Genomic DNA, 26,060 nt, shown 5'->3' on the forward strand with positions numbered 1-26,060 from the left:
GAACCAAACATCTGTTCCGCGCTAGGGTGCTCGAAAGCGATGCCGAGAGAGGAAACGATGCCGGTGAAGCCGCCGCGCCCGTACTACGTGCCAGTGGCCAACGAGGAACAGGTGTTCAAGGCCGCTTACCGGCAGGGGCTGGCAGTCGTCCTGAAAGGGCCGACCGGGTGCGGTAAGACGCGGTTCGTCGAGGCGATGGCACACGATCTGGACCGGCCGCTCATCACGGTCTCCTGCCACGACGATCTGACCACCGCGGACCTCGTCGGCCGGTTCCTGTTGCACGGCGGCGACACCGAGTGGGTCGACGGTCCCTTGACTCGGGCGGTGCGCGACGGCGCCATCTGCTACCTCGACGAGGTGGTGGAGGCGCGGCAAGACACCACGGTGGTTCTGCACCCTTTGTCGGATCACCGGCGCCAGCTGCCCATCGAACGGCTGGGGGAGACCCTGGACGCTGCCCCCGGCTTCTGTCTGGTGGTGTCGTATAACCCCGGCTATCAGAGCATTCTGAAAGACCTCAAGGACTCGACACGTCAGCGGATGGTTGCCATCGACTTCGGTTTCCCCACACCGGATGTCGAGGAGAAGATTCTGGTCCACGAAGCGGGCATCGGACACGAACGCGCCGCCGAACTCGTTCGGCTGGGCCAGGCGATCCGTCGATTGGAGACAGGCGGATTGCGTGAGGTGGCGTCGACGCGCGTGCTGATCGCTGCCGGCCAATTGATCGCCGAGGGGCTGACTCCCCGCGACGCCGCCCGCGCAGCCATCGCCGGACCCCTCACCGATGACTCGACGGTGACACGCGGTCTTGTCGAAATGATCGATGTCTATTTGGCCGACCAATCACCCACTGACTGACGCATCGCACACCCACGGAGGTCGAATGTCCTACGAGAGCACCGCCGAACCGATCAAGGTCGGCTATCTGATGGACTTCACTCTGCCGCCCGGGTTCCCCGACGAGCTGTTCGCCTCGTTCACGCAATGCTTCGACCTCGTCTTCGAAGAAGCGGTCGCACAAGGCCTGATTGACCGGCCCGTACAGATGATCTACCGCGAGGTGGAAGGCCTACCCAAAGGCTCGGTCAAGGCAGTGATCGACGCCTTCGGTGAACTGGTCGACGAGGGCTGCCTGGTGGTGTTCGGCCCCCACATCACAGACAACTGCGTACCGACGCGCGAGGCGATCGAGGAGCGCTTCAAGGTGCCGGCGATCAGCGTCACGGGTACCGACGACTGGCTGGGTGAGTGGACGTTCGCGTTCCCCCAGGGGTCGATGACAGATGAACCCATCTTCATTGCGGATCTTGTCGCCAAGCGCGGCCTGACCGAAATCGGCGTCTTGGTCGAGCAGAACCTGATAGGCGAGAGTTACGTGAAGAACCTGCGAAGTGCGTGCGCTCGCAAAGGCATTCGCATCGTGGCAGAGGCGGCGATCGCCCAGACCGCGCAGGACATCAACGAGGCCGTGCGCACACTGCATGACGCTAAGGCCGAGGCGATCGTGCACCTCGGGTTCGGTTTCGGGATCGTCTTCATCAATCCGGCACTCGAGGCGGTGGATTGGGATCCGCCGCGTTTCACCACCACGGCATTTCAGAATGCCTGGGTCAACCCGATCATGTGGAAGGCGTTCGAGGGCTGGGTCGGCGTTGATCAGTACGACGAGGGCAACCCGATCGGCCAGGACTTCCTGGACCGCTACGCGAAGAAGTACAACGGCAGCCGGCCCGAATACTGCGTGTCTGTAGTCAATCGCGACGTCGCTGCCACGCTGGTCCGCGCGTTTTCCGACTCGCACCCGTTGAGTCCTCGCGGTGTCAAGGAAGCGCTTGAACGCGTGAAGATGATGCCCGCTGCATCCGGCGCGCCGGGAACCCGTGTGTCGCTTGGTAAATGGACTCGGCGGGCATGGATGGGTTCGGGCTATCTGGTCGCCCGCACGCTGGATGCCGACGGCGTCAACTCACATCTGGTCGACCGGTTCGGAGAGGGATGAAATGACCACGGAATCGAAACCGCTTGAAACCGAGTCGGAATCATCGGGCGGCCCAAGCAAAGGCCCGAACTGGTGGCGGGTGATCTCCCTCTTTGCGTGGCTCGGCTTCCTTGGCCTGTTCGCCGCCGTTGCGCGGACGGACGTCGACCCGCGCGTGGCCAACCCGAACGTCGAGGGGCGGCCCCGTCCCGTCGGGTTCCTGACTGGATTCGATCACTGGCAAGTCATTCCGCAGGTCGGCGCCTTGATCATGGTCGTGGTACTGACCATCGTGTTTATCCGTGGCTGGCGGAAGAACCCCGGCAGCCCGGTGTTGATGATGGTCCTGGTTACGACACTGATCGTGTGGCAGGACCCGATCATGAACTGGTCGCCGTACGCGGTGTACAACCCGGCGTTGTTGCACTGGCCAGAGAACTGGTACCTGATCATGATGTCGCCGACCGTCGAACCTTGGATCGTGTTCGGGTACGTGACGTTCTACTTCGGCCCGTACTTCCCGGCGATCTGGATACTCCGCAAGCTGCAGGCCAGGCGTGGCCCGGAAGCGTTCGTCACCCGGCACCCGCTGATCAGCCTGGGTGCACTGGTGTTGGTGATCGGTTTCATCTTCGACGCGATTCTGGAGATCAGCCTGGTGCGTACGGGGCTGTACATCTACTCGCAGTCGATCCCATTCGGAACATTGTTCCCCGGCAGCACCTTCCAGTTCCCGCTGATCTGGGAGTCGTTGTCGGTGACCTTCGTGATGATCCCTGCCGCGATCCTCGTCTACCGCGACGACACGGGGAAGTCGGTGGCGGAGAAGCTTGCCGCGAAGGCCAAGCTGTTTCCGACAAAGCCGGTGCTCGGCACGTTCCTGGTGATGTTCGCGATCATCAACGTGTCCTACTTCGCCTACGGCGGCTGGTTCTGGGCTATCAAGGCCAGCGGATTGGCCACGTCGGTAGCCTGCCCATGGCCCTATCCCGAAGCCAAAGTCTTTGACCCGCAAGGCTATTACGAGGAGAACGGCGCCGAGGGGCCGTACTCGGTAGGCAAGTGGGCCACCTGGCAATACAACCTTCCTGACGGTCGACCCGACGTCGAGTTGGGCAGCAAGAGCATGCGCTGTGCGCCGGAAAGCCAGAATGGCTGAACCACGTAGCGTTGTCATCACCGGTGCCTCACGAGGACTGGGATTCGCCTCGGCGTGCCATCTGTACAAACAAGGTTGGCGTGTCGTCGCCGCGATGCGATCAGTCGATGCGGGGATGGAACGGCTACGTGAAGCAACCGGAGCGCGCGATGATGACCCGCGCCTGATCGGCGTTCAGCTGGACCTCACCGATGCGGCTTCTGTCACCGCTGCCGCCAAGGCAATCAAGGAGGCGGTGGGCGCTCCTTACGGATTGGTGCACAACGCCGGCATCTATGCGGCAGGCATGGTCGAGGAGGTCCCGCTCAGCCTGTGGGAACAGATGTTCGCCACCACCATCTTCGGCCCGGTGGCCCTCACGCAGGCATTGCTACCGTCCATACGGGCCGCGGGCAGTGGCCGGATCGTGCTCGTGTCAAGCGCGGCCGGTGTACGTGGAATGCCAGAGGCGGCAGCGTATTCCGCGGCGAAGGGAGCGCTCGAACGCTGGGGTGAGGCAATGGCGGGCGAGGTGGCCCCGTTCGGTATCGGCGTCACGATGTTAGTCACCGGAACGTACGACACCGAAATCATTACCGATGCGGGAATGACAGACACTCGGCAACTCGACGGCCCGTACGCACGCCAACACACCAATATGTACAACCGAGGGCGAGCGATGATCGCACGCGCCGCGAAGTCGCCGGAGAAATTCGCACTCGGACTCGCCAGGGCCCTCGACGACTCGGCGCCATTTGTTAAACGGCCGGTGGGGGCTGACGCGCGGATGTTGGTGATGGCCAATCGGCTTCTGCCCGCTGCCGGATTACACCACATGACGCGGCTGCTGATGGGCATTCCCCGGTTCGGCGCCCTGCGCGGTAGCCCCGACGTCCCCCTTCACGAGAGCGAGAACCATGGCTGACGTTCGGTTCGAAACCAAGATGATGATCGACGGCAGGCTCGTCGACGGTGAGGCTGGCACGTTCACCAACATCAACCCCGCTACCGAGGAGACGCTGGGTGAGGTAGCCGACGCGTCGAAAGAGGACATGCACCGGGCCATCGACGCCGCACGGCGCGCCTTCGATGAAACGGACTGGTCCACCAATCACGCTCTGCGGCAAGGGTGTCTGCTGCAACTGCAGGACGCGATCGAGGCCGAGAAGGAGGAGCTTCGCGAGGAACTGATCCTCGAAGTGGGGTGTCCACGCGCGGTCACCTACGGCGCGCAACTGGACGCGCCGCTGGCCGATGGCCTGCGCTATCCGGCCAAGTTGATCGACGAATACCCTTGGGAGACATCGCTCGGTGACACGGTGGTCTCCCTCACCGGTGTGAATACCACCCGTACGGTTTGGCGCGAACCCGTCGGTGTGGTCGGCGCGATCGTGCCGTGGAACTTCCCGTTCGAGGTGTCGATCCAGAAGATCGGCCAGGCGCTCGCGACGGGTAACACCATGGTGCTCAAGCCGGCGCCGAACACGCCCTACAACGCCACGCGTCTGGGCCGGCTCATCGCCGAAAAGACCGATATCCCGCCGGGCGTCATAAACGTCGTCGCCGCATCGGACCACTTCGTCGGCGAGGAACTCACACTGTCGCCGAAGGTGGACCTGATCTCCTTCACCGGTTCGACGGTCGTCGGCAAGCGAATCATGGAAAAGGGCGCCGCGACGATGAAGCGTCTCTTCCTCGAGCTCGGCGGCAAGTCGGCGACGATCGTTTTGGAGGACGCCGATTTCGCGTTGGGCTGCATGATGGGTATCGCGCCTTGCATGCATGCGGGCCAGGGCTGCGCAATGCCGACGCGGCTGTTGCTTCCGCGATCGCGTTACGACGAAGGCATCGAGATACTCAAGGGCATCTACGACGGCGTCGCGCCGGGGGACCCGCAGGACGCGGCCACCCTGTGCGGTCCCGTCATTTCCGATAGGCAGCGCAGCCGGATCAGAGGCTACATCGAGAAAGGCGTCGAGGAGGGCGCTCGATTGGTAGTCGGCGGGCCTGAGGCACCTGAGGGGTTGGAGAAGGGATTCTTCGTCAAGCCAACACTTTTCGCCGATGTCGATAACTCGATGACCATCGCCCAGGAAGAGATCTTCGGTCCGGTGCTCGTGGTGATTCCGTTCGACGACGAAGACGACGCCGTGCGTATCGCCAACGACAGCCCATACGGGTTGGCGGGCAACGTCATGGCCGGCACGGTGGAGCACGCGCTCGCGGTGGCCAAGCGGTTGCGTGCCGGGTTCATCGGCCTCAACGGCACGGCCGGCTACGGCGCCGACACACCGTTCGGCGGCTACAAGGCCAGCGGAATCGGCCGCCAGAACGGCGTCGCCGGTTTCGACCAGTACACCGAAGTGAAATCCGTGGCCTACCCAGCCATTTGATAGGAGCAGCATGTCTGATCTGTTCGACGACCTCGAGGATTTCGGGGCGTTCGATGACGTCGTCTCGGGCAATGTCCGCGACCCGTATCCGGAGTTGGCCAAGCAGCGCCAGGAGACACCGATCCAGCGGATCGACATGTCCGCGATGCCCGGCGAGGAGGGCAAGCCGGTCTTCATCGTGTACCGCCACGAGGACATCCAGACGATGTTGCGCGACAACGAAACTTACTCGTCCAATGTCGTGATCCAGATCTTCGGTGACGTGCTTGGCCACGGGGTGATGCTGGGCATGGACGAACCCGTACACGGCAGGCTGCGGTCGCTGGTGACAAAAGCGTTCACGCAGAAGGCACTGGCGCGTTGGGAAGACGAGATCGTCGGCCGCATCGGCAACGAACTCATCGACCAGTTCGCTGCTGACGGCAAGACGGACTTGGTCAAGACGTTCACCTTCCCCTATCCGACCCGCATCATCGCCGCGCTGCTCGGCCTCCCAGAAGAGGACTTCCCGCAGTTCCAGCGGTGGTCGATCTCGATGCTGAGCTTCACCGTCAACCCGGAACGCGGTAAGGCGGCATCGCAGGCGCTGGTGGAATATTTCAAGCCCATCCTGGCGGCACGTCGGGAGGAGCCGCGCGAGGATCTGATCAGTGCGCTCGCGGCGGCCGAGATCGACGGGCACAAGCTCGACGACGAGGACATCTATTCGTTCATCCGGTTGCTGCTGCCTGCCGGGGTGGAGACGACGTACCGGTCGCTGGGCAACTTGTTATTCGGGCTGTTGACCAACCCGGATCAACTCGAGGCGGTCCGCACTGACCGGTCGCTCATCCCGCAGGCGATCGAAGAGGCGGTGCGGTGGGATGCGCCGCTGTTGAACATCACTCGGGTCGCCACTCATGACACCGAGTTGGCCGGGGTGCCGATTCCGCAGGGCTCGTCGGTGATGCCGATGCTCGGCGCCGCCAACCGACAGGAGGACAGGTATCCGGACCCGGACCGGTTCGACATCTTCCGGCAGGCCAAGGTTCCCATCAGTTGGGGACACGGGGTTCACGTGTGTCTCGGCATGCATTTGGCACGACTCGAGATGCGCACTGCGGTCAACCTACTGCTGGACCGGCTGCCCAACCTGCGGCTCGATCCCGACGGCGACGACCCGCACATCCGTGGCATGGTGTTTCGCTCGCCGACGTCGCTACCTGTGCTCTTCGACCCACCGAACGGGAGTGAATCTTGACCGATTTCGAATCAGTCGACTTCTTCACCGACGAATCCCTCGTCCCCAACCCGTACCCGTATTTCGACCACCTGCGGTCGAAATGCCCAGTGGTGCACGCGACTCCGTTCAACGTGCTGGCCGTCACCGGCTACGACGAGGCGCTGGCGGTCTACAAGGACCCGGCGTTCTCGTCGTGTGTCTCCGTCGCAGGCCCGTTCTCCGGGCTGCCCTTCGGGCCCGACGGGTACGACGACGTCTCGGACCTGATCGAGCAGCACCGGGCCGCAGTCCCGATGGCCGAACACATCACCTCGCAGGATCCGCCGCTGCACACCCGCACTCGGGGTCTGATGAACAAGTTGATCACGCCCAAGCGGCTCAAGGAGAACGAAGAGTTCATGTGGCGGCTGGCCGACCAGCAGCTCGACACGTTCATCGATCGGGGGAAGTGCGAGTTCCTTGCGGATTACGCAAAACCGTTCTCATTGCTCGTGATCGCTGACCTGCTTGGCGTGCCAGCCGAGGATCACGACGAGTTCAAGGCGGCGTTCGCGCTCGAAACCGTCGGCGAACTGGGCAAGGAGGCGCCAACTTCGCACAATCCGCTGCAATGGCTCAACGACAAGTTCTACGCCTACATCGAGGACCGCAGGCGCACGCCGCGCGAGGACGTGTTGACGGCGTTGGCGCAGGCCAAGTACGAAGACGGATCAACGCCGGACATCGAAGACGTGATGAACCTGTCGACGTTCTTGTTCGCCGCCGGCACCGAGACGACGACCAAGCTTGTCAGCTCGGCGGCACGGATCATCGGAGAGAATCCGGAATTCGAGAAGGGCCTGCGCGAGGACCGCGGCAACATTCCCGCGTTCCTCGAAGAGACATTGCGGATGGAGAGCCCGGTCAAATCCCATTTCCGGATGGCCAGGACCACGACCACCGTCGGCGATGTCACGGTGCCCGCGGGCACCACGGTGATGGTGCTGCCGGGTGCCTGCAACCGTGACGAGCGAAAGTTCGTCGATCCCAACACCTTCAGCCCCGACCGGCCGAACGTGCGCGAGCAGATCGCCTTCATCCGCGGTGTGCACTCCTGCCCGGGCGCACCGCTGGCGCGGGCGGAGGGCCGCATCTCCTTGAACAGGATTCTCGACCGGATGACCGACATCACGGTCTCCGAAGAACATCACGGCCCCGCCGACGACCGTCGCTACACCTATGAGCCGACGTTCATCATGCGTGGGCTGAGCGAATTACACCTGGAGTTCACACCGGTTGGCTGAACCGGCGCATCGAGAAGGAGCACAAGAATGGCTGGACGGCTCGAGGGCAAGGTCGCATTCATCACGGGCGCTGCGCGCGGGCAGGGTCGCGCGCATGCGATTGCGATGGCCAAGGAAGGTGCCGACATCATCGCCGTCGACATCTGCCGCGACATCCCCTCCAACCCGTACCCACTGGCGACTCCAGATGACCTGTCGGAGACCGAGCGCTCGGTCAAGGAGATCGGCCGCCGGGTGGTGGCGAAGATCGCCGATGTGCGTGAGCGCCATGAACTTCGCGAGGCCGTCGAGGCGGGACTGGCCGACCTCGGCAAGATCGACATCGTCCTGGCCAATGCCGGCATCCTGCCGATGGCGATGGGTCGACCGCACGACGCGATGTCGTTCGTTGACGCCAGCGATGTCGACCTGCTCGGCGTGATGAACACCGTCGCGGTCACGATCCCGCACCTGCCGAATGGGGCGTCGGTCATCATCACCGGTTCGACCGCAGGAATGATTCGCGGCACCACTGATAATCCGAACATGGGTCCCGGTGGCAGGGGCTACGGCTGGAGCAAGCGTGTACTGATCGAGTACGTCGAAGAGATGTCGATGGCACTGGCGGATCGCATGATTCGGGTCAACGCCATCCATCCGACCAACTGCAACACGCACCTGCTGCAGAACGACGGCATGTACAGCATGTTCCGCCCGGATCTCACCCAACAGGGTAAGCAGGCCACCCGCGAAGACGCCGAGCCGTTGTTCACGCTGTTCCAGGCGATGCCGATCCCGTACATCGAGCCGGAGGACATGGCCAACCTCGGAGTGTTTCTGGCCAGCGATGAGAGCCGCTACATCACCGGACAACAGATCCGTGTGGATGCCGGCTCACTTCTCAAGTGGCCGAACGGGCCTGGGGGATAGGGACACTCAGTCTTTGCGATGCAGGAATCCGTGCAGGATCGCCTGCACAAGCTCGTCGACGATGGCCTCGCGTGACGGCGGTTTGGCTCCGAAGAACGTCGAACGCATCGCCACCATGCCGACGATCATTGCCACCGTCGAGTGCGCAGGCAGATCCGGTTGGTCGGAGTGCATCCCGCGAATTTGCATGCCCTCAGCGCTGATCCGGCTGAGTACGGTGAGTGCGCGCCGGATGTCGGCGATGCCTGCACTTTCGATCTCGTCCTCGCTTAGGCCGTCCGATGCAACCAGCGTCAGCAGAAGGCCGCGATGTTCGACGAGGACGTCGTACAGCTGCCCGACGAAATGCCGGGACAACTCTTCTTCGTCGGTTTTCTCGGGGTCGACGGCTTGCCACGTCGTGCGGAAGTCGTCGACGAAGTTGGTGAACGGCAGCACCAAAGCTTCCTTGAACAAGCCGGCCTTGGATCCGAAATGGCGGAACAGGAGGTATTCGCTGACCCCTGCGGCCTCGGCGATCTCGCGCGTGGTGGTGCTGCGGTAATCGCGGCGGGCGAACAGATCGCGAGCGGCATCGAGCAGAAGCCTCCGCGGTTCGCCGCGAGGCCGACGGCTCGTCGGCGCCTGCTTCTCGGGGGAACTTCGCTGGGGCACGGTCTCCAACTCCTCTAACCGCGCTCAGCGGCTGACGGCACTCACGATAGCCCGGCATTGACCCGACCCCTAGAATAGTGTGCACTATTAATTGTGGGACAACTCATCATGCTCGGCACACTGTTCGGGCTGATCGCACTGATCTTCGGACTGGTCATCTATTTCGACCCCGAGGCGCGCCGCAACGCGAGTGACGAGGATGCCCGTTGAACACAGAGTTGACGCCGCTGCTGACGGCGGCCAACGCCTTCGGCTGGCTCAGCGGCATCGTGTTCACCGTCGCCGGGATCTACCTGAGCGTCCGACGGGGCCGCCTGCACCCGCTGCTTCTCTTGTGCATTTCGGCGATTTCTTTCTCATGGATTGAAGCGCCGTACGACTGGGCGATGTATGCGCAATTTCCACCGGCGCTTCCACGCATGCCTTCCTGGTGGCCGTTGAACATGACGTGGGGCGGATTGCCGTCATCGGTGCCTCTGGGTTACATCGGTTACTTCTGCATTCCTGCCGTAGTCGGCGCCGCGCTCGGCCGACGGCTCAGCGCACGGTTCAACTGGCGCAGGCCGATCACCCTGTTGATCGTCGGCCTCGTCGTTGGCTTCTGCTGGGCGCTGCTGTTCAACGGGGGCCTCGGCGCCCGGCTCGGAGTCTTCTACTACGCGTATGTGATTCCGGGTCTGGGACTCTTCGAGGGGACCTTGCACCAGTATCCGATCTATGACGCCGTCGCGATGGGCATCCAGATGATGGTCTTCACGTACCTTCTGGGCCGGACGGATTCGCAAGGCCGGAACGTCATCGAGATGTGGTCGGACAGATTGTCGAAGTCGCGCCTGCAGTCGGCAGTGCTATCCGTCGTCGCGGTCGTCGTCATCGGAAACGTGCTCTACGGCGCGGTTTTCGCGCCACATCTGGTGACGAAACAGATGGGATATGTGACCTCAGGTCCTGACGTGCAGCTGTTCCCGGGGGTGTCGAACCAACCCCGCTAGCGAATGACTCTGCGTGGTGGGCGTACTTGTGCGAGTGGCCAAAGCCGCCATCGCAGAGTCAAGTCGGGATTGGCTACGCAGTGACGGCAGCGGCGATCGCGGCCGCTGAGCGGTCGACGTCCTCGTCGGTGGTCGCCCAGTTGGAGATCGACACCCGTAGCACGTGTTCACCGTTCCACGTGGTCCCGCCGAGCCAGCATGTTCCGTCACGCTGGATCGCGGCGACGGCGGCACGGTTGGCGTCGTCACCGCCGGGCAAGCGCACCAGCACCTGGTTGAGCACGACGTCGTTCAGCACCTCTGCGCCGGGAATATCGTTCAGCTGCTTGGCCATTCGGCGCGCCTGGGCACAATTGCGTTCGATCATTTCCGCGACACCCGTGCGGCCCAGCGAGCGGATCGCCGCGTAGACGGGGACAGCGCGGGCACGTCGCGAACTTTCCGGCACATAGTTGGTGTTGTCGCGCTGGCCGGGGTCGGCCACAAGGTAGGGACCGGCCAAGCTCATGGCCGCCAGGTGCGCATCCGGGTCGGCGACGATCGCCATCGCGCTGTCGTACGGCACATTGAGCCACTTGTGAGCGTCCACGGCCCAGGAATCTGCCCGCTCTACACCGGCGGCCAGGTGCTTGAGGGACGGTGCGGCGGCGGCCCACAGCCCGAATGCCCCGTCGACGTGCAACCAGGCGCCGTGCTCGCCGCACGCGTCGGCGATCGGCGCGAAAGCATCGAACGCGCCCGTCGCCACGTTACCGGCCTGTGCGCAGACGATCGTCGGTAGATCGTTGGCGGCCAACGCCTTTGAGAGCGCACCGGGGTCCATCCGGCCTTGGCCGTCGGCCGGTATGCGCACCGCGGTATCTGCACCCAGGCCCAGCAGACGCAGCGCGGTGTAGACAGTGGCGTGGGCCTGTTCGCCGCACAGAATGCGAACCCCGGGTGCGCCAATCAGCCCGTCGCGCTCCACATCCCAGCCCACGCGCGAAAGGACAGCGTGGCGCGCCGCGGCAAGACACGTCGTGTTCGCGCCCTGCCCACCGGTGACGAAGCCGACGCTCGCCGTGGCCGGCAATCCAAGCAACTCGAGTGTCCATGCCGACGCGATCTCCTCGATCGCCGCCGCGGCAGGTGAGAGGGAGTGAAAGGCCGCGCACTGGTCCCAGGCCGACACCAGCCAATCGGCGGCGAGAGCGGCGGGCAGCGCGCCGCCGATGACAAAGCCGAAGTGGCGTGGACCCGCGGTCGCGACGAGACCCGGCTCGGCACCGGCCGCCAACGCATCGATCACCGCGACGGCGTCCTCGCCGTGCTCGGGCAGCGGCCCGCCGAGCACGTTGCGGATGGCTGCGGCGTCGGTGCGGGCGGCCACCGGGCGCTCGTCGAGCGTCGCGAGATATGCCTCGGCATGCTCGGCGGCGGCGCGGAGGCCGGACGTGCGGTCAGGCATTGGCCAGGTGTTGACCGAAGAACGAGAAGACGCGCGACCACGCATCCTCGGCCGCGGCTGCGTTGTAGCCGAAGCCGGTGATGCGAAGCAGCGGTTGGCCTGGAAGCTGGTTGGCGAAGCTGTGGCCGGCGTCGGGATAGACCTTGATGTCGGTGGTGATGGCCGTGTCCTCGACCACTTTGCGCAGCCGAGCCGGTGCGCCGATTCCGAGCGGGTCGCGGCGCCCGAAGCTGGCGACGATCGGACACGCCCCGTCCAGTGTCGCGCTCAGGTTCCGTGGTAGCGGGGTGCTGTAGAAGGGTGCAGATGCGCCAAATCCTTTGGGGGACATGACTAATGCGAACCGGCCACCCATGCAGAAGCCCGCGATACCGACGGCTCCGGTGCATTGCGGCATCTCGCGCAGGTGATCGCGCGCGGCGATGATGTCGTCGAGCGCGCGGCCGCGCTGTGTCAGCAACTCGCGAAAGACCCGCGTGATGCAACGTGCACGGCCACCGCGTGAATACAGATTCGGCGTGATCGCCAGGTATCCGGCTGCGGCGACACGACGTGAGATCGACTCGTTGTCGGGGCCATAGCCGATCGCGTCATGAACCACCACCACGCCTGGCCAAGGTCCCTGACCTTCGGGCGTGCCCAGTAGCGCTTCGATGGGTCCGTCAGGAGTGTTGATCTCGATGGTCGTCACGCAATAGAACCTAGTCGGGTCTACTTCTTGGCATGCTGCACCGCGCGCATATTCGCCCGTTACATTCGGGAACGGCGGCCGGGGCCGCCGGCGGCTCGCCGACATCGTTCTCGCCCACCGTCTTTGCGAAGAACACGCGCTTGTACCCGTCCTGCACCGCGCGGGCCGTTTCGGTGTACCCATGTCGCGGATAGAAGCTGAGGTTCTCGGTCATCGCTTCGTTTGTGTACAACCGGACCTCGGTCAGCCCGAGCTCGACCGCATCGGATTCGGCGCGCTCCAGCAGCAGCCGTCCATACCCCTTTCCCTGGGCGTGGGGTGCGACAGCGACCGTCTCGAGGAGTAAATGGTCCGGGTGGCATTCCGTCACGAGCGCGCCGACGATCGCGTCGTCGCGTACGAGCACCCACACCCGGGAATGTTCGAGTGCGGCGGCGTAGTCAGCGGTCATAGGTGCGGGAGGCCGGCCGATGCGTTCGATGTACTTCGTGTAGGCGTCTGCGATCAACTGCCGAATTCCGGGCAGGTCCGCCGCGGTGGCTCGCCGGATTGACGTCCCACTCATGCGGGCCAGCCTAGGCTGGACCCCGTGCGCTCAACACCGAAGTGCTGGCTCACCGACATGGACGGCGTCCTCGTCCGCGAAGAACACGCCTTGCCAGGGGCGGCCGAGTTTCTGCAGCGGCTGGTCGAGCTCGAGCGACCGTTCCTCGTGCTGACGAACAATTCGATCTTCACACCGCGGGATCTGTCCGCGCGGCTGCTGCGCTCCGGCCTGAGTGTGCCGGAGAGCTCGATCTGGACGTCGGCCCTGGCCACGGCGGCATTCCTGGCCGACCAGCTCCCTGGCGGGTCGGCATACGTCATCGGCGAGGCCGGGCTCACCACCGCGCTGCACGAGGTCGGATACACGCTGACCGACGTGGAACCGGACTTCGTCGTGCTCGGCGAGACGCGGACATATTCGTTCACCGCGATCACCAAAGCCATCCGGCTCATCATCGGCGGTGCGCGATTCATCGCGACCAACCCCGACGTCACCGGCCCGTCCGCGGAAGGACCGCTGCCTGCCACCGGCTCGGTGGCCGCCATGATCACCAAGGCCACCGGCCGCGAGCCGTACTTCGTCGGCAAGCCGAATCCGATGATGTTCCGCAGCGCGCTGAACCGGATCGAGGCCCACTCGGAGAGCACCATGATGGTGGGCGACCGCATGGACACCGACGTCGTCGCCGGCATCGAGGCAGGTCTGGACACTGTGCTGGTGCTGACCGGATCGACGACGGTCGCTGACATCGAGCGGTATCCATTCCGTCCTAGTCGCGTGCTCGACTCCATCGCCGACTGCATCGAACTCGTCTGACCGCCGTTGACCTGGCGCCGGAAGTGATCCAGAGGTGAGCAGGTTGGCCGAACCGATCGACGAGCACTTCATCACGACCGTCTCCGCGATGAGCACGTCGGCGGGGGAGCGTTCGCGCGACGATGTCGTGCGCGACGGTTCATCGCTGACCGTAGGGCAGTGCTTGGCGCTGTTCGACGCTCAGCTCGGCAGCCGTCACCTCGATCTCGCGGCGCGCTGGTTGCGGTCGCAGGGCAAGGGCTACTACACCATCGGCTCGTCCGGGCATGAAGGCAACGCCGCGGTCGCCGCGGCGCTTCGTCCCACCGATCCCGCCTTGCTGCACTATCGCTCCGGCGGCTTCTTCTTGGCCCGCGCCGCTCAGGTCGGTGGCCGAGACCCGCTGCGCGACATGCTGCTTGGCCTGGTGGCCGCCGCCGAAGAACCGATCGCCGGTGGGCGGCACAAGGTGTTCGGCCGCCACGACCTCAACATCATTCCGCAGACATCGACCATCGCGTCGCACCTTCCGCGTGCGCTCGGCGTCGCCTTTTCCATTGCGCGCGCGAAGAAGTTGGGTGTGGCGTGCCCGTGGCCCGACGACGCGATCACGGTGTGCAGCTTCGGCGACGCATCGGTGAACCACTCAACCGCGGTGGGTGCCATCAACGCGGCGCTGCACTCGGCGTATCAGGGTGTGCCGATGCCGTTGTTGTTCGTCTGCGAGGACAACGGCATCGGCATCAGCGTCAAGACGCCACGGGGATGGATCGAGCACACCTACGGAAACCGCGACGGGCTGCGGTATTTCGACGCCGACGGCTGCGATCTGCCCGCGACGTTCGACACCGCTGCGGCCGCGGCATCCTGGGTACGTGTGCACCGGCGCCCGGCGTTTCTGCATCTGCGTATGGTCCGGCTGATGGGTCATGCCGGGTCCGACTACGAACCGGCGTACCGGCGCCCCGACGAGATCGCGGCCGACTACGACCGGGATCCGGTGCTGCACACCGCCGAACTCTTGGCATCCGAGGGTGTGCTGACGCCGAAGGAGGTGCTTGATCGCTATGAGGCCAAGCGCACCAACGTCATTGACCTAGCGGCTCAGGTCGGCGATCTACCACAACTCGATGATGCGCCGACGGTGATGAAGCCCCTGCAGGACGCCCTCGAGGAAGCGGTTGCCGCCTACCCGGCGTCCCTGGCCGCAGCGGTGAGGGCAGGCGAGCCGTATGCCCCTTTGACGGTTGCGCTTGCGATAAACCGTGCGCTGCACGACATCCTGGACCGTTATCCGGAGGTAGTGATCTTCGGCGAGGATGTCGCCCGCAAGGGCGGCGTGTACGGCGTCACTCGTGGACTTCTCGGCAAGACGAGTTCGGCACGGGTATTCGACACGCTGCTCGACGAGCAATCGATCCTGGGCCTCGCGCTCGGCGCCGGAGTGTCTGGGCTTCTGCCGATTCCGGAGATCCAGTATCTGGCGTACTTCCACAACGCCGCGGACCAGATTCGCGGTGAAGGGGCGACGCTGCAGTTCTTTTCCAACCGGCAATACCGCAATCCGATGGTGGTTCGGGTAGCCGGCTACGGATATCAGAAGGGCTTCGGCGGGCACTTTCACAACGACGACTCCATCGCCGCGATCCGTGACATCCCCGGCGTCGTGATCGCATCACCGGCGCGCCCCGACGATGCGGCGGCGATGCTGCATACGTGTATCGCCGCCGCGAAGGTGGCGGGCATCGTGTGCATCTTCCTCGAACCCATCGCGCTCTACCACACCCGCGATCTGCATGACGACGGCGACGACGGCTGGCTGGCGGCTTACCCGAGTGCGGGAGTCCCGATCGGCCGCGCGCGCACCTACGGCGACGGGATGGATCTGACGATGCTCACGTTCGCCAACGGGCTACGGATGAGCCTGCGGGTGGCCCGCAGGCTGGCGTCACTTGGCATCGATGTCCGGGTTGTCGACCTGAGGTGGCTGGCGCCGCTGCCGGTGCAGGACCTGCTTCGCGAGGCCAGCGCCACCGGGCGGGTGCTGATCGTCGACGAGACCCGGGCGACCGGAGGAGTGGGCGAAGGCGTACTCGCGGAGCTGCTGGCGCACGGCTATACCGGCATGGTGGAACGCGTGGCCAGCAAGGACAGCTTTATCCCGCTGGGCGATGCGGCTTTGCAGGTATTGCTGTCCGAGGACACCATCGAGGCCGCGGCGATCAAACTCGCCGGTGCGGGCGCTTGATAGCTTGAGCCGATGAGTGTCGATCCCGTGCGGCCGCTGGCTGGGGTGCGCATCGTCGAGATCTCCAGCTTCGTCGCGGTGCCGCTGGCGGGGATGACGCTGGGCCAGCTCGGGGCCGAGGTGATTCGGGTGGACCCGGTCGGCGGCGCCGCCGACTACCACCGCTGGCCGGTCACCGGCGACGGCGACAGCATCTACTGGGCCGGTCTCAACAAGGGCAAGCGCTCCGTGGCCGTCGATATGCGCTCGGCCGACGGCCAGGAACTTGCGCAGCGGCTGATCGCCGACAGCGGCGTTCTGTTGACGAATGTCGTGGGACGGCAATGGCATTCGTATGAAACGCTGACCGCAATGCGACCGGACTTGATCCAAGTCGAGGTGTCCGGCCGGGCCGACGGCGGTACCGGCGTCGACTACACGGTCAACGCGGGCATCGGATTTCCGATGGTGACCGGGCCGGCGGAGCTGGCCACTCCCGTCAATCATGTGCTGCCGGCATGGGACGTCGCGTGTGGAATCTATGCGGCGCTGGCCGTCGTGACCGCGTTGCGGCACCGCGACGCGACGGGCCAGGGCCAGCTGGTCGGCATACCGCTGGAGAACGTGGCGCTGGCGACCGCGGGGAATCTCAGCTTCTTCACCGAGGTCATGGTCAACGGCACGGCCCGCGAGCGCATCGGTAACTCCGTCTACGGGCAGTACGGCCAGGACTTCATCAGCAGCGACGGGGCGTCGTTCATGGTCGTCGCGCTGACAGCTCGACATTTCCGCGATCTGGCCGAGTTGACAGGGACAACGAAAGCTGTTGCCGCGCTGGCCGAGACGCTCGGCGCCGACTTCACCGACGAGGGCGATCGGTACCGGCACCGTGACGCGTTGACCGGCTTGTTCGCCGAGTGGTTTTCGAGCCACACCGCCGAGGAGGTCACCGCCGCACTGTCGGCGAGCTCGGTGTTGTGGGACCGCTACCGCACCTTCGCGGACGTGGTCGCCGAGGACCGGTTGTCCGGCAACCCGATGTTCAGCACGCTGAACCAGCCGCGGATCGGCTCCTACCTCGCACCCGGTTTGCCGATGTCGATCGACGGGGCCTATCCGCGCGCGGTCGCCGCACCGGCGCTTGGTGACGACACCTCGGCGGTGCTCACCGAATGGCTCGGATTGGGTGCAGATGAAATCGGCCGGCTCACCGAATCCGGCACCGTCGCATGAGCGCGCTGCTCGAGCTGCTGGATCTCAAGGCGGGCGTGGACGCGGACAGTTGGATCGGGCCCGCCAGCGGTCCAGCCGGAAAGCGTTCTTACGGTGGGCAATTCGTCGCGCAAAGTCTGACCGCCGCTTGGCACACCGTTGACGCCGACCGGCTGCCAACCAACATGCACCTACAGTTCCTGCGCGGCGGTGAAGCAGGGGATCCCGTCGACTACCGCGTAACGCGAGTGTTCGACGGCCGGACGACGGCCGCACGGCGCGTCGACTCCTTTCAGGACGGGCGTCTGCTGACCACGGCGACGGTGTCATTCGCAGTCGAGTTGCCCGGCCCTGAGCATGGCCACCGGCCAGACATGCCCGGCGATCCGGAGGCGCTGCCGCAGACCGGGCCGGCGGGACCTGCGCCGTCGATGCCTCTGGATGAACTGGACATCAGGATCGCCGACGACCGCTCCGGCGGAGAGTTCGTACGGCGATTGTGGTGGCGCGCAACGGCTTCTCTGCCCGACGATCCGGTGGTGCACACGTTGGTCGCGGTGTACGTCAGCGATGTCTACATGATCGATCCGGCGCTACAGGTGCACGGGCATTCGATGAAGGCCCGCACCCATCGCAGCGGCACCACGGACTCGTCGATCTGGTTTCATCGACGCGTCCGCGCCGACGAATGGAACCTGCTGGAGTGCCGCTCACCGGCCGCCGCGCGGGGACGCGGCGTCGTGACCGCGAGCCTGATCCGCGCCGACGGTCACATCGCTGCCACCATGGCGCAAGAAGGGCTTATCGCCGAGCGGTAGCGGCCGCACCCTCTTGTAGCGCTTGCGCAGCGACGTCACCACGTGCGTCAGCGCGACGCCGACCACCACGGAGGCGATGACGCCGAGCAGCGGGTGGCCGTCGAACAGGGGATATACCTGGTAATGGGTGAGGTAGATGTACAGCGACGCCTCGGCTACGACGCCCGCGACGACGGTGGTCGCCGGTGGGCAGCGCAATGCCGGCAGCCAGATCAACAACGCAAAGCCCGCGAGCACCAAGGCTTCTCGGTGGGTGTTGCCGAAATAACCATGCAGGCCGACGACGAGCACGAGCGTCACCGCTGCCCGCTGTAGTGGTGTGGACGCCTTGGCCGCGGCCCAGCCGGCCGCGAAGAACCAGAACGCCAGTACCGTGAACCACGCGTCGCGGCCCAGGTGTAGACCGAGAATGTCGTAACGCAATGCCAGTCCCGCGGCCAAGAATATCGACGCGACGGCGAATGGTCGTTGCCGCTCCAGGCGATCCATCGCAGGCAACCAGCACAGCGCGGCCAGCGCGACCAGAATCCACACCAAGACCTCGACGAACCACAGCCGGCCTGCCGTCATGCTGTCGTGCGGACCGAGGAACTTATTGGCCAACAACAGGTTTGTCGGTCGATAGTCGTCGGTGAATATCAATGCGATCGCGACCCAGATGACCGACGGCCCCGCAATCCACGCAAGCGTGTTGCGCAGATGCCGTACCCGGTCAGTGCGCGGCACCGGTGTCAAACAGAACCTTCCGAAGTTGTAGCCGGCGACGCCCAACAGAACATGGGCGCCGCCCCACAACTCGAAGAGCCCCGCATGTGAACCGACGATCAGCACGATCGCGACCGCACGCAACGCGACGCTGGTTTCCAGCGTCGCTCCCCACGGCCACCACCGACGCGCCGGCGTGGGCGTGCGTTCCAACTCGCTCAATGGCAATCGCTGCCAGTCCGCGGGAAGGCGACCCAGCGCCCGCTCCAGCCGGACCGACATCGTGACGTAGGACAGCGAATTGCCACCCAGGTCGACGAAGCTGGCATCGGGATCGATGGTGTCCGCGTCGATTTGCAGAACCTCGGCGAACAACTCGCGCAACGCTGTGGGCTGCGGGGCAGCGGACTCTCGGGCGAGCTCGCGCACCGTCTGGTAGTCGGGCTTGCCCGACGGCAGCAAGGGAAGGTCGGTGACCGCGACAGCGCTGACGGAGCCGGCGGGCACACCTGCTGCGGCCGCAGCGACGCGCTGGACGTCGTGAGGATCGTGGCAACGCTCGGCGGCCACTATGAGGCGCTCCTCGTCGTCGGTACAGAACGCCGTCACGCCGTGTTCCCGCAGCGTGGTCTCGATGCGGTGCAGGTCGATCCGCAGCCCGTACATCTTGGCGAAACGGCTTGTGCGGCCGATGACTTCGTAGAGGCCATCGGCGCCGCGCCGCGCCACGTCGCCGGTGTGCAGGGCGTCGACGGTCTTGCCGAGAGCCAGATCCGCCGGCGCGTGGGCATAGCCCATCATGACGTTGGGGCCGCGGTAAACCAGTTCACCGGTGTCCGTGCCCGGCCATCCGTCGAGCGGCTCCAGCGTGAACGATCCACCGGGAATGGGCCGACCGATCGAACTGGGATGCGACGACGCCAGGTGCGGTGGGAGATAGGCCATCCGCGCGGTCGCCTCTGTCGCGCCGTACATCACGAACAAGTCCCACCCGCGTCGGCGGCCGATCTCGGCGAATCTCCGAACCCGGGCAGACGGCATCCGGCCACCGGCCTGGGTGACGTAGCGCAGATGCGGCAGATCCATTGCGTCGAAGTCCGTCCGCTCGAGCAATTCGAACGTATACGGCACACCCGCGAACGTGGTGCCGCGATGCCGGCGGAACAGCTCCCAGAATTCGCCGTCGACCACGGAATGATCCGTGAGGATCAGGCCAGCGCCGCGCAGCAGATGACTGTGGACGACGGACAGGCCGTAGCAGTAGGACATCGGCAACGTTGTTGCCACCCTGTCGGTTTCGTCGATGCCGAGGTAGTCCGCGATCGCGGCGGCGTTGGCGATGAGGTTGGTGTGCGACAGGCGAACCATTTTGGGGGACCCGGTGCTGCCCGACGTCGACATCAGCAACGCCAGATCGTCATGTAAGCGGTGGCGAGCATGCTGGCGGTGGTGAATTCCGTCGCTGTCGATGACGATGTTGGGCTCAAAGGTCCGCGTGATCGTCGCGTGGTCGCGGCCCGCCGGAACGGGAATTACGACGTGGTTGGCCGCCAGCGCGGCCAGATAGTGCACCAACGCGGCGAGATCGTTGCGGGCTTCCACCATCACCAGGCAGCGGCGCCCGGCGATATTTCGGGTCGTGTCGGAGACCAACTCGGCGAGCTCGGAATACGACAGTTGCCGCGTCTCGGTCAGCACCGCCGTGCGTCCGCCGTGGGCACGCAGATGCTCGATGAGTGCGCTCATGTGAGCACGACGCCGCTGCCCACCACCTCGATTCGCACCTTGGCGTCAATGGGTGGCGGATTGAGGCTGTGCTGGCGCACGGTCAGCGGCGCGGCGTCTCCGGCCGGGTCGATCGTCAACAGCACATCGTGACCGAGAAACTCGGTGCCGAGTACCGTTCCGACGCCGTCGAGTTGCTCGCTGTCGGAAACCACTGTGGCGACAAGCTGTTCGGGCCGCAGCAGGAGCGTCGCGGGGCCGTCGGGCGCAGGCCCCTGTACGGGGATGCGACCGAGGGCACACTCGGCAATTCCGGATTCGACGGTGCAGGGCATACAGATGCTGTCACCGAGGAACTCTGCGGTGAAGCGGTCAGTGGGCTGACGGTAGACGTGTTGCGGGGTGCCGACCTGGGTGAAACGTCCGTCGCGCATGACCGCGACCTGGTCGGCGATCGATAGCGCTTCTTCTTGGTCGTGTGTCACCAACAGCGTTGTCACACCCGCATCGGTCAGCAGCCCGGCCACCGCCTTGCGGGTTGATGCGCGCAACCCGGTGTCGAGTGCGTTGAACGGTTCGTCGAGCAGCATCAGCACTGGCTGGCGGGCAAGAGCTCGGGCGAGTGCGACGCGCTGCTGCTGTCCTCCGGAGAGTTGATGTGGGCGACGCGATGCGAAAGACGTGTCCAGCGAGACGGTTTCGAGTAACTCGTCCACGCGGGCCCGCGCCTGCGCGCCACGCACAATGCCACGCAGGCCGTAGGCGATGTTCTGCCCGACAGTCAGGTGCGGGAACAGCGCGCCGTCCTGAGCGACATAGCCGACACTGCGACGGTGCGGCGCCACAGAGCTTGACGGGCTGGCGACTTGGCGGCCGGCGATGGTGATCGTTCCGGCGTCGGGTGTTTCGAATCCGGCGACGAGCCGCAGCAGTGTGGTCTTGCCGCAGCCCGACGACCCGACGACCGCAGTGGTGCTGCCGGACTCCAACGCGAGATCGATGTCGTGCAGCACGGTGTTGTCGCCGAAGGACTTGGCAAGTCCGCGAACATCGAGAATCGTGCGAGTCACAGCGCGGCCACCTTCGTCGACTGCCGGAACAGCACAAGTGTCACCGGTATGGCGAGAACAACAAGGGCCAGCGCGTACGGCGCGGCGGCCGCATAGTCCAGCTCACTGGAAAACGACCAGAACCGCATCGACAATGTTCGGGTCCCGGTAGGGGCCAGCAACAGCGTGGCGGTCAATTCCGTTGCCACCGCGACGAATACCAGAGACGCCCCGGCGGCCGCGGCGGGTGCGGTGAGCCGCAACGTCACTCGGAAGAACGTTACCGACGGCGAGCTACCGAGCGACCGGGACGCCTCTTCGAGGCTGATCGGAACCTGAGCAAGGCCCGCCCGGACGTTGACGAGCGCGCGGGGCATGAACAACAACACGTACGCGAAGACGATCAGCGCGACGCTTTGGTAAAGCGGGCGCACGACGTGGATGGTGACGGTGACGAGCGCGAGCGCGGTGACGATGCCCGGCAGCGAGCTGGTGACGTAGTTGGCGCCTTCGACGACACGAGCCAGCAGCCCGTGCGACCGCACGGCGACCCACGCGACGGGAAACGACAGCACGGTCGTCAACACCGCGGCCGCCGTTGCCAAGCCGATGGTTTGCGCAAGAGCGGTACCGATGTCGTCCAGCACCCACACCTGGGCGCCGCCGATCCACAACCAGCGCAGGATGGTCCACACCGGCACACCGAGCGCAAGGACCGCCAGCAAGGCCAGAGCCAGCTGCCCAGGTATCATGTTGTGGCCCAGGCGGATTGGTGTTGCTGCCCTAGGCGCGCCGGAGCCGATGCGGGCGAATCGGCCACGTCCGCGGGCAAGCGCTTCGGCCGCAAGCAACACCAAGCACAGCAAGACCAGCACACCGGCGAGCATGCTGCCCGCCGTGCCGTTGAACGTGACCTGAAACTGTTGGAAGATCGCGACGGTGAAGGTGTCGAATCGCAGCATCGCGAAGGCGCCGAACTCCGCGAGCAGGTGAATGCCGATCAGAAGCCCACCGCCGAGTACCGCCAGCCGCAACTGCGGCAGCACCACCCGGAAGAACACACCGGCCGAGTGCGACCCCAGCGCGCGGGCCGACTCCTCGACAGCGGGATCGAGTCGCCGCAGCGTCGCGGCCACGGGTAGATACATGAACGGAAAGTAGGACAGCGTCGACACCAGCACGCCGGCCCATAGGCCGTGCATGGACGGTACGACACCGACCCAGGCATAACTGTTGACGAAGGCCGGTATGGCAAGGGGAGCGACGAACAGCGGACGCCATAATGCCCGTCCGGGCAGGTCGGTGCGCTCGACGAGCCACGCGACGCCGACGCCGAGCACCACGCACAGCGGCACCGTGACGACCACGAGCGCCACGGTGTTGAACAGCAACTCGGCCACTCTGGGTCGGACGACGAGCTCGTAGGCCTGGGCCCAGCCGATGGACACCGCCGCCCACGCGACATAACCAAGAGGGATGAGGGTGGCGGCCACCAGGATCGCGACGGTTCCAGCGACCAGCGGGCCGGGTCGAGAAGCGTTGTCAGACCGCGAGACCGGCGCTGTCGGGCGCGAAACAGGGGGAGCGACCACCTATAACAAACCAGCCTTCGTCATCAGATCGGACACCTTCTGGGCGTCCAGCGTCGAAGGGTCGACTGCGGGCGCCTGCAAATCGGTCAACGGGACCAGCGCAGGGTTCGCGGGGACCCCGCTGCCGACCGGGTACTCGAACGAGTCGCCCTTCTCCAGCACCTCCTGGCCGGCCTTGCCGGTGATGAAACGGATGAACTGCTGCGCCTGTTGCAGCTTCTTGCTCGACTTGAGCACACCGCCGCCGGACAGGCTGACGAACGCGCCCGGATCCTGGCCGCGGAAGTAGTGCAGCGCCGTATTTCCGCTCATCTCTTTGGTTTTCGCCTGATCGCGGAACCAGTAGTAGTGGTAGATGACGCCGCCGTCGACCTCGCCGGCATTGACTGCCTTGAGGGTGGCGATGTTGTCGTTGTAGAGCTTGGCGTTGGCCTTCATCCCGGCGAGCCACTGCGCGGTGGCGGCTTCGCCTTTGAGCTGCAGGAGTGCGGCCACGATGGCTTGGAAGTCGGCCTTCGTCGGAGGTGCACCCCACCGCCCCTTCCACGCGGGTTGCTGTAGGTCAAGCAGCGACTTCGGCAACTGGTCGGGCTGCAGCTTGGCCTTGTTGTAGACGAACACGGTGGTGCGCGCGGCAACGCCGGTCCACTTGCCGCTGGCCGGACGGTATTGCGACGGAACCTGATTCAGCGTGTCGCCGTCCAGATCGGCGAACAGCCCTGCCTTTTCGACGGCGGCCATGGCGGGGGAGTTCTCGGTAAGGAAGACATCGGCCGGCGACGCCGCCCCCTCGGCCACCAGTTGGTTGCCGAGTTCGGTATCGCCGCCCTGGCGGTAGGAGACCTTGATGCCCGTTTCCTTGGTGAAGGCGTCGATCCATTCCTTGGTCAGCGACTCGTGCTGCGCGTTGTAGATCAGCAGTTCGTCGTTACCGCCCGAGCTCGAGCATGCCGTTGCGCCCACCACGATGGCGAGGACGGACACAACTGCGGCGATCGGGCTCCAACGTCGTCGCATCCAGTCGAGTCCTTCCCTATTTCGCGTCTTTAGCTGAGCGTTACCTAAGCGAACTTACCCGTCTAGGGTCCTTGGTCGGTTGCCCCCCGTAATGTCGGTCGCCCTCGGCTGCCGTGGCCCGGTGGGCGCACCTGGGGACGCGCTCGCAACCGCGTCTAGACCGCATAGCGCGCCTCAGCCGGAGAAACTTGTGGTCAAGGAGTTCACCTAGTCCTGACCGTCGGTGTCAGTTGGTAGCTGACGGCCACTCATGACGAAGTTCTTACCGGATTGTTCAGCTCGGATTGATCTTGAACTCCTGCGGGTACGTTTGCCCTCAGGTCAGGGGTTGAGTAACTCATTGGCTACAACATCTGAGGACAACCGAAATGAAAATGTCAGCAACTGCCGTGCGCCGCGGCTTCGTCGGCGCGTTTGCCACTTGCGCGGCCGGGGGTCTCGCCGCCACGACGATCGCGATTCCGACTGCCGCCGCGGCGCCACCCCGATGCAGCGCCAGTTCCTTCTCCACCACGGCCAGTGGCGTGCTGGCCGCGGCCGGTGGTTACCTCGACGCACACCCCGGCGCCAACGACGTACTGACCAACGCGGGGATGCAGGGCTCCGGCGCAGAAGGCTCAGTTCGTGACTACTTCGTCGGCCACCCGCAGGAGTTCCAGGATCTGAAGGGCATCGCACAGCCGCTGATCGACATGCAGCACAACTGCGGTGCGACGATCCAGCCGATGCAGATCGCGGCGCTCTACCAGGCGTTGTCCGGCAACATGACGTAGCGCCTACATGCGGCCGTAGCGGCTGCGCACGAAGCTGTACGCACCGAACGCCGCGAGTCCAACCGCGGCCGCGATGAGGAGGAACTTCCCGAACGGGGCGTGTCCGAGCGTCTTGACCGCCGCGTCGAGACCGGTCGCCTTCGACGGGTCTGCCTGCAGCGCCGCGAGGATGACCAAAACACCCGTACCGGCGAGCACCACACCCTTGGCGACGTAGCCGCTGATGCCGACCGCCGTGACACCCGTTCCGCCCGAGACACGCAGATCCTTGAAGAACTTCTTGGACGCGCCCTTGTACACGTGATAGCCGCCAACGGCGATGAGCCCCAAACCCGACAAGATCAGCACGGCCTTGCCCCAGCCGGACTCCATCATCTGCGCGGACAGGCCGGCGTTCTGCTGACTGCTCTGCTGTCCACTGCCCATCGCGAAGCGCGCAGCGGAGAACGCGATCGCGAAGTTCACGATGGCCAGCCCGAGGGATTTGGCACGCTTCCAGGCCGGCGTGTCGTCGTTGTGCTGTCCTGAACCCTCGCCGGGTTTCGAGCCGACGACGGCTTCTGCTACCCGCCAAAGGCCAAGTGCCAGTAGGCCGATCGCCGCAACCCAGAGGAGCAATTGTCCGCCGGTCTGATGCGCCAGTGTCGCGAGTGCCCCCGACTGGTCGGCCTCTTTGGCGGACCCGAACGCAATTTGGAGAATGATGTACGCGACGAGAAGGTGCAGTATCCCGCTGACGGCGAAACCGGCACGGGCGGTGTATTCGAACGCGTCGTTGTCGGTCGCCCTATCGGCGAAACCCTCCACCGGTTTGTCGACCATGACGACCTCCTGCTCCTTGGCTTGGCTCCGTATGCCCGTTTTTGACGGCCGCGACACCAAATGCG

At 65.0% G+C, this 26,060-nt stretch carries 23 protein-coding genes; 14 read left to right on the forward strand and 9 right to left on the reverse strand.

Features of this window, described 5'->3' with window-relative positions; genetic code table 11:
• Positions 1-57 precede the first annotated feature (57 nt).
• The 8 genes from ACWW36_RS18880 to ACWW36_RS18915 are packed head-to-tail and all read left to right on the forward strand — an operon-like array spanning position 58 to position 8,929.
• On the forward strand, positions 58-864 hold the full coding sequence (locus tag ACWW36_RS18880) for an AAA family ATPase (protein ID WP_456142552.1): 807 nt from the start codon (positions 58-60) through the stop codon (positions 862-864).
• Between the two features lie 25 nt (positions 865-889).
• Positions 890-2,005, forward strand: coding sequence for an ABC transporter substrate-binding protein (locus ACWW36_RS18885; protein WP_456137500.1), 1,116 nt, complete (start codon positions 890-892; stop codon positions 2,003-2,005).
• A gap of 1 nt (position 2,006) precedes the next feature.
• Positions 2,007-3,143 (forward strand): spirocyclase AveC family protein, encoded by a 1,137-nt coding sequence (locus ACWW36_RS18890; RefSeq protein ID WP_456137501.1) that lies wholly within the window; start codon positions 2,007-2,009, stop codon positions 3,141-3,143.
• Positions 3,136-4,047 carry an SDR family NAD(P)-dependent oxidoreductase gene (locus ACWW36_RS18895; protein WP_456137502.1) on the forward strand — a complete coding sequence of 304 codons (912 nt, stop codon included), beginning with the start codon at positions 3,136-3,138 and terminating at the stop codon, positions 4,045-4,047. The genes ACWW36_RS18890 and ACWW36_RS18895 overlap by 8 nt, the downstream gene beginning before the upstream one ends.
• Complete coding sequence (locus ACWW36_RS18900) at positions 4,040-5,515, forward strand: aldehyde dehydrogenase family protein (RefSeq protein ID WP_456137503.1); 1,476 nt, start codon at positions 4,040-4,042, stop codon at positions 5,513-5,515. The genes ACWW36_RS18895 and ACWW36_RS18900 overlap by 8 nt, the downstream gene beginning before the upstream one ends.
• Positions 5,516-5,525: 10 nt before the next feature.
• On the forward strand, positions 5,526-6,755 hold the full coding sequence (locus tag ACWW36_RS18905) for a cytochrome P450 (protein WP_456137504.1): 1,230 nt from the start codon (positions 5,526-5,528) through the stop codon (positions 6,753-6,755).
• Complete coding sequence (locus tag ACWW36_RS18910) at positions 6,752-8,020, forward strand: cytochrome P450 (RefSeq protein WP_456137505.1); 1,269 nt, start codon at positions 6,752-6,754, stop codon at positions 8,018-8,020. The genes ACWW36_RS18905 and ACWW36_RS18910 overlap by 4 nt, the downstream gene beginning before the upstream one ends.
• A gap of 27 nt (positions 8,021-8,047) precedes the next feature.
• Complete coding sequence (locus ACWW36_RS18915; RefSeq protein ID WP_456137506.1) at positions 8,048-8,929, forward strand: mycofactocin-coupled SDR family oxidoreductase; 882 nt, start codon at positions 8,048-8,050, stop codon at positions 8,927-8,929.
• 6 nt (positions 8,930-8,935) lie between these two features.
• Here the strand turns inward: ACWW36_RS18915 and ACWW36_RS18920 are convergent, their stop codons facing one another.
• Positions 8,936-9,583 carry a TetR/AcrR family transcriptional regulator gene (locus ACWW36_RS18920; RefSeq protein ID WP_456137507.1) on the reverse strand — a complete coding sequence of 216 codons (648 nt, stop codon included), beginning with the start codon at positions 9,581-9,583 and terminating at the stop codon, positions 8,936-8,938.
• Between the two features lie 206 nt (positions 9,584-9,789).
• Between ACWW36_RS18920 and ACWW36_RS18925 the strand changes: the two genes are divergently transcribed.
• Positions 9,790-10,575: a spirocyclase AveC family protein gene (locus ACWW36_RS18925; protein ID WP_456137508.1), complete on the forward strand. Its 786-nt coding sequence runs from the start codon at positions 9,790-9,792 to the stop codon at positions 10,573-10,575.
• A 73-nt stretch (positions 10,576-10,648) separates the two neighbouring features.
• Here the strand turns inward: ACWW36_RS18925 and ACWW36_RS18930 are convergent, their stop codons facing one another.
• The 3 genes from ACWW36_RS18930 to ACWW36_RS18940 are packed head-to-tail and all read right to left on the reverse strand — an operon-like array spanning position 10,649 to position 13,278.
• Positions 10,649-12,022, reverse strand: a complete 1,374-nt coding sequence (locus ACWW36_RS18930; protein WP_456137509.1) for a pyridoxal phosphate-dependent decarboxylase family protein — start codon at positions 12,020-12,022, stop codon at positions 10,649-10,651.
• Complete coding sequence (locus ACWW36_RS18935; protein WP_456137510.1) at positions 12,015-12,713, reverse strand: dienelactone hydrolase family protein; 699 nt, start codon at positions 12,711-12,713, stop codon at positions 12,015-12,017. Before ACWW36_RS18935 ends, ACWW36_RS18930 begins: the two co-directional genes overlap by 8 nt.
• Positions 12,714-12,723: 10 nt before the next feature.
• Positions 12,724-13,278, reverse strand: a complete 555-nt coding sequence (locus tag ACWW36_RS18940; protein WP_456137511.1) for a GNAT family N-acetyltransferase — start codon at positions 13,276-13,278, stop codon at positions 12,724-12,726.
• A 24-nt stretch (positions 13,279-13,302) separates the two neighbouring features.
• Here ACWW36_RS18940 and ACWW36_RS18945 point away from each other — a divergent pair, with 24 nt between their 5' ends.
• The 4 genes from ACWW36_RS18945 to ACWW36_RS18960 are packed head-to-tail and all read left to right on the forward strand — an operon-like array spanning position 13,303 to position 18,312.
• On the forward strand, positions 13,303-14,076 hold the full coding sequence (locus ACWW36_RS18945) for an HAD-IIA family hydrolase (protein ID WP_456137512.1): 774 nt from the start codon (positions 13,303-13,305) through the stop codon (positions 14,074-14,076).
• A gap of 43 nt (positions 14,077-14,119) precedes the next feature.
• Entirely contained in the window at positions 14,120-16,303 is a 2,184-nt protein-coding gene (locus ACWW36_RS18950; RefSeq protein WP_456137513.1) for a thiamine pyrophosphate-dependent enzyme, read from the forward strand.
• Positions 16,304-16,315: 12 nt separating this feature from the next.
• Positions 16,316-17,515, forward strand: coding sequence for a CoA transferase (locus tag ACWW36_RS18955; RefSeq protein ID WP_456137514.1), 1,200 nt, complete (start codon positions 16,316-16,318; stop codon positions 17,513-17,515).
• Positions 17,512-18,312 carry an acyl-CoA thioesterase gene (locus ACWW36_RS18960; RefSeq protein ID WP_456137515.1) on the forward strand — a complete coding sequence of 267 codons (801 nt, stop codon included), beginning with the start codon at positions 17,512-17,514 and terminating at the stop codon, positions 18,310-18,312. Before ACWW36_RS18955 ends, ACWW36_RS18960 begins: the two co-directional genes overlap by 4 nt.
• Here ACWW36_RS18960 and ACWW36_RS18965 read toward each other — a convergent pair.
• From ACWW36_RS18965 to ACWW36_RS18980, 4 genes are read right to left on the reverse strand one after another with little or no spacing between them, the layout of a single operon-like run.
• On the reverse strand, positions 18,205-20,763 hold the full coding sequence (locus ACWW36_RS18965) for an AMP-binding protein (protein WP_456137516.1): 2,559 nt from the start codon (positions 20,761-20,763) through the stop codon (positions 18,205-18,207). The genes ACWW36_RS18960 and ACWW36_RS18965 overlap by 108 nt on opposite strands.
• Positions 20,760-21,812: an ABC transporter ATP-binding protein gene (locus ACWW36_RS18970; RefSeq protein ID WP_456137517.1), complete on the reverse strand. Its 1,053-nt coding sequence runs from the start codon at positions 21,810-21,812 to the stop codon at positions 20,760-20,762. The genes ACWW36_RS18965 and ACWW36_RS18970 overlap by 4 nt, the downstream gene beginning before the upstream one ends.
• On the reverse strand, positions 21,809-23,383 hold the full coding sequence (locus ACWW36_RS18975) for an ABC transporter permease (RefSeq protein ID WP_456137518.1): 1,575 nt from the start codon (positions 23,381-23,383) through the stop codon (positions 21,809-21,811). Before ACWW36_RS18975 ends, ACWW36_RS18970 begins: the two co-directional genes overlap by 4 nt.
• Positions 23,384-24,400 carry an iron ABC transporter substrate-binding protein gene (locus tag ACWW36_RS18980; protein WP_456137519.1) on the reverse strand — a complete coding sequence of 339 codons (1,017 nt, stop codon included), beginning with the start codon at positions 24,398-24,400 and terminating at the stop codon, positions 23,384-23,386.
• A gap of 368 nt (positions 24,401-24,768) precedes the next feature.
• Here ACWW36_RS18980 and ACWW36_RS18985 point away from each other — a divergent pair, with 368 nt between their 5' ends.
• A complete protein-coding gene (locus ACWW36_RS18985) occupies positions 24,769-25,173 on the forward strand; it encodes a hemophore-related protein (RefSeq protein WP_456137520.1) in 405 nt (134 codons plus the stop codon).
• A gap of 3 nt (positions 25,174-25,176) precedes the next feature.
• On the opposite strand, the gene ACWW36_RS18990 is transcribed toward ACWW36_RS18985, so the two are convergent.
• Positions 25,177-25,995: a DUF1206 domain-containing protein gene (locus ACWW36_RS18990; protein WP_456137521.1), complete on the reverse strand. Its 819-nt coding sequence runs from the start codon at positions 25,993-25,995 to the stop codon at positions 25,177-25,179.
• Between the last annotated feature and the right edge of the window lie 65 nt (positions 25,996-26,060).

It is taken from the genome of Mycobacterium sp. MMS18-G62 (assembly GCF_053877835.1).